Source organism: Bacteroidota bacterium (assembly GCA_016213405.1).
In the GTDB taxonomy this organism is placed as follows: domain Bacteria; phylum Bacteroidota; class Bacteroidia; order Palsa-948; family Palsa-948; genus Palsa-948.
Genome location: JACRAM010000090.1, coordinates 1 through 4276, shown reverse-complemented (window position 1 = coordinate 4276; position 4276 = coordinate 1). Strand labels below are relative to the sequence as shown.

Annotated in this window: 5 protein-coding genes; all 5 read left to right on the top strand. The window is 37.6% G+C overall.

What is annotated here, in order from left to right; genetic code table 11:
- The first annotated feature begins 141 nt into the window (after positions 1-141).
- The 5 genes from HY841_11155 to HY841_11135 all read left to right on the top strand — a co-directional run bounded on the left by HY841_11155 (position 142) and on the right by HY841_11135 (position 4088).
- Positions 142-390: a helix-hairpin-helix domain-containing protein gene (locus HY841_11155; GenBank protein MBI4931312.1), complete on the top strand. Its 249-nt coding sequence runs from the start codon at positions 142-144 to the stop codon at positions 388-390.
- A gap of 324 nt (positions 391-714) precedes the next feature.
- Positions 715-1155, top strand: coding sequence for a hypothetical protein (locus tag HY841_11150; GenBank protein ID MBI4931311.1), 441 nt, complete (start codon positions 715-717; stop codon positions 1153-1155).
- A 116-nt stretch (positions 1156-1271) separates the two neighbouring features.
- A complete protein-coding gene (locus HY841_11145; protein MBI4931310.1) occupies positions 1272-1802 on the top strand; it encodes an adenine phosphoribosyltransferase in 531 nt (176 codons plus the stop codon).
- Between the two features lie 45 nt (positions 1803-1847).
- Positions 1848-2987 carry an acyl-CoA dehydrogenase family protein gene (locus HY841_11140; GenBank protein MBI4931309.1) on the top strand — a complete coding sequence of 380 codons (1140 nt, stop codon included), beginning with the start codon at positions 1848-1850 and terminating at the stop codon, positions 2985-2987.
- 30 nt (positions 2988-3017) lie between these two features.
- Positions 3018-4088: a T9SS type A sorting domain-containing protein gene (locus HY841_11135; protein MBI4931308.1), complete on the top strand. Its 1071-nt coding sequence runs from the start codon at positions 3018-3020 to the stop codon at positions 4086-4088.
- The last annotated feature ends 188 nt before the right edge of the window (positions 4089-4276 follow it).

Below are 4276 nucleotides of genomic sequence, written 5' to 3'. Positions count from 1 at the left end.
TCATTGGCAGTTTTTCCTGCTTCATACTCCTTGAGTATGGTCAGAATTTGTGTTTCGTTGAATCGTGTTTTGTTCATCGGTTTAAAATTAGACCCAAAAGTCTAATTTTAAACTGTACTAATTCAGGGGAAGCTTACAGATATGGAGAAGTTTGACATGGTTTCTCCTCAAATAACATTAGATATTTCAAAAGTGAAAAAGATAAACATCAATACCGCGTCCGTAGATGATTTGAGGAAACATCCTTACATGGACAAAACAACCGCTGTAAAAATTTTCTGGCATCGTGTCAATAAAGGTGATTATTCAGACGTGTCAGATATAAAAAAACTTAATTTAGTGGGCGATGAATTGTACAGCAAAATAGAATCCTATCTGACAGTTAAATAAGCTCATGTGAAAACAGAAATAGCAGGAATCACCTTTATAGAATGGATAGGATATCTGGGTTCGCTTGGGATTTTGATTTCTTTCCTCATGAAAGATATTCGAAACTTACGTTTGATAAATACAGCAGGATGTTTACTTTTTGCTAGTTATGGATTCCTGCTTAATATCTCATGGCCCATTGTTATTACTAACGGGACGATTGTAGTTATTAATCTTTTCTATTTGCTAAAACCTAAGACATGAATACGTCTTTTATTATAAAAAACTGATTTTGGGAATGAAGAACTTTACAGTAAAATTTCTTATCAAATATAAAAAATTATCATGAGAAAATCACTTCTTTTAGTGACCTTCATCTTCATTTGTTTTTTTTCATTTGCTCAAACGGCAGACACAGCAAAATTTTCTGAACAAGAAATGAAGAAACAAATACTTTCATTACAAAAAGATATTTCAACTATAAATCTTGTGATTGTTTCCAATGCAAAATCAGGCATATACTTGAAAAAAGCATCTAATAATTATTTTATAGGGCTTGCATGTAATATAGTTGGAGCGGCAATGATGGCTGGAGGTGTAGCATATAATAACAGTCGTACAACATATACCTCTCTAAACGGGACTACACATTCTGATGATACAGGTATGGGTGCACCGTTAATTTTTTTTGGTGGAGGTGTTACATTAACTGGATTAATTTGCGAGATAACTGCATGGGCGAACATACATAAAGCAGGAAAAATTATACAACACCCCAACAGATAAAAACCATAAAAAAGAACATTTTAAAAGTTTTCAATTCATCCAAAGTAAATTGTATTTAACAACGAAATAATCTCAGCGGTCATTTCTCCCTTCGGTCGGAATGACAGAACACAAATATGAATCTCGAACAAAAAATAAAATCGTCCATCCGCGATGTGCCTGATTTTCCGAAACAAGGAATTGTTTTCAAAGACATTACACCTATTCTAAAAGATTCAATACTTTGCACAGAGATTGCCGAAGGATTTATTGAGCAGTTGAAAGGAATGAAGATTGACGCCATCGTGAGTACCGAAAGCCGCGGATTCTTTTTTGGTTTTCTTCTGGCGAACAAAATGGGCATTCCATTAATTCCATTGCGCAAACCCGGAAAACTTCCTTACAAAACTATTTCTCAGGAATATGATCTTGAATACGGAAAAGCAAGTGTGGAAATGCATGTGGACGCACTTAAGAAAGAATGGAATGTTCTGATTCACGATGATTTGCTCGCTACTGGCGGAACTGCAGAAGCATCCGCTGTGCTGATAAAAAGGCAGAATGCAAATATAGCGGGCTTTGCGTTTGTGGTAGAACTTGGATTTTTAAATGGAAGAAAAAAACTGGAAACATATTCCCAGAAAATTATTAGCTTAGTAAAGTATTAATTTCATATACAAATGCCACAAACAGAAACACTTTCAGCATCCACCATGGATTTTTCCCTCAGCGAAAATCAAAATATGATTGCGGAAATGATTCGCAAGTTTGGTGATGAGCACATCCGTCCGAAGATGATGGAGTGGGACGAATCGCAAAAATTTCCTGTTGAATGTTTTAAAAAATTAGGAGAACTCGGACTGATGGGCGTTCTCGTTCCTGTAGAATATGGAGGAGCAGGATTTGGCTATATGGAATACGTGACTGTGATTTCTGAAATAGCAAAAATATGTGGTTCGATTGGATTATCTGTTGCCGCACATAATTCACTTTGCACCGGACATATTCTTCAGTTTGGAAACGAAGAGCAAAAGAAAAAATATTTGCCCAAGCTCGCTTCCGCTGAATGGATTGGTGCATGGGGATTAACTGAAGTTAATACAGGCTCTGACGCGGCAAACATGCTTACTACCGCTGTAAAAGATGGAGATTACTATGTAATCAACGGCTCTAAAAATTTTATTACACACGGAGTGAGCGGAGATGTTGCGGTTGTGATTGTACGTACTGGTGAAAAAGGAGATTCTCACGGAATGACTTCTATAATCATCGAAAAAGGAACAAAAGGTTTCAGCGGAGGAAGAAAAGAAAATAAACTCGGCATGCGTGCATCTGAGACAACCGAATTAATTTTTGAAAACTGTCGTGTTCACAAAAACCAGGTGATGGGAAAAGAGGGAGAAGGATTTATTCAGTCGCTGAAAGTTTTAGACGGAGGAAGAATTTCCATCGCTTCACTCGGGCTTGGCATTGCGAAAGGCGCGCTCGAAGCCTCAAAAAAATATTCCAAAGAACGCCAGCAGTTCGGAAAACCCATAGCAGAATTTCAGGCAATCGCTTTCAAACTTGCAGATATGGCAACGATGATTGAGGCGGCAGAATTATTAATCTTTCAGGCAGCATATAAAAAGCAAAATGGTGAAAAGGTGACAAAACTTTCCGCTATGGCGAAATATTATGCTTCAGAAGTTGCCTGTAAAGTTGCCAGCGAAGCGGTGCAAATTTTTGGAGGTTACGGCTATACAAAAGATTTTCCTGTAGAAAAATATTACCGCGATGCAAAACTTTGTACAATAGGCGAGGGAACTTCTGAAATTCAGAAATTAGTTATCGCACGAGAAATATTAAAATAAATTCTATTCATTAATCTAAACTAAACCATCATGAAAAAAAATCTACTTACAATCATTCCATTATTTGTTTCAATATTTTCTTTTTCGCAGCCGGTAACAGTAACCACTGCCGACATTGTTGGTGTTGGAAAAACCATTTACCAGGCAAACGATACTCTTCCCGCAGTATCCATTCTTCCCGGTGGAATGGGAAATCAAACATGGAATTTTTCAGCATTGAATAATCATTATGCAGATACAATGCTGTTCATGAATCCATCCCTGATGCCCAAAGCATCCATGTTTCCATCTTCAAATTTAGGATTGCAACAAGGTGTAGCGAGCCCTGCATGGGTGTTCTTGCTGAATAATTCTTCCGGACTTTATATAATCGGACAATCAGGAGATTTGTTTGGTAACGGAGACACATTGGCAGTTGTTTTTTCAAATAATCAGAGGATAGTAAAATTTCCGGCTAACTATAATGATATCGGTTCGGATACTATTGTGTACCAACTTACCGGAGCTTTTATTTCTCCGGGAATTGATTCACTAAGAATAAAACACATTGGCTTGAGCAGCTATAAAATTGATGCGTATGGAAACCTGACAACGCCCTTAGGAACTTTCAGTACTTTGCGCCAATCTGAAATTAATCATGGGCACGATAGTATCTTTGTACATATACCATCTCCGCCTATGTGGGCTTTTGCGCAGGAAAGTTTTGATTCATCTTACGTATTCCGGTGGTGGACAAATGCTCCCAACGTTGGATTTCCGCTTGTAGAAGTTACGTTTGACAGCACAACTATGGCAGCGGTTTCCGCAACGTGGCTTCTTGCCAATCCTGTTAACACGGCAGTGACAGAAAATTCTATTTCGAATGATGCCGGCATTTTCCCTAATCCTGCAAGTGATGCTGTTAATTTTTCCATGTTAAATATGAATAAAGCAATGATTCAAGTATATGATATGAATGGGAATGAAATTTTCAGCACTCCTGTTATGGGAACAGTAACGAAATTTTCAACTTCTGCTTTTGCAAACGGAATTTATTTATACCGCATTGTGAATGCTGATGGAAAAGAAATGAAGAATGGAAAATTTATTGTGAACAGGTAAAAGTTTTTTTTGTAAATGAAAAGCCCGATAGAAATATTGGGCTTTTCTTTTTGTGCGCCATCCATGTTCTTTTACTATAGGGTGCAAGTCCCGAACACACGTTGATAACGCGAAGTGTTAGCTGAAAGCAAGTGCAATGTTGCGAGGCATTGTGCGGAGGAAGCCGAAGGCAAAAGCAAGTGATAACG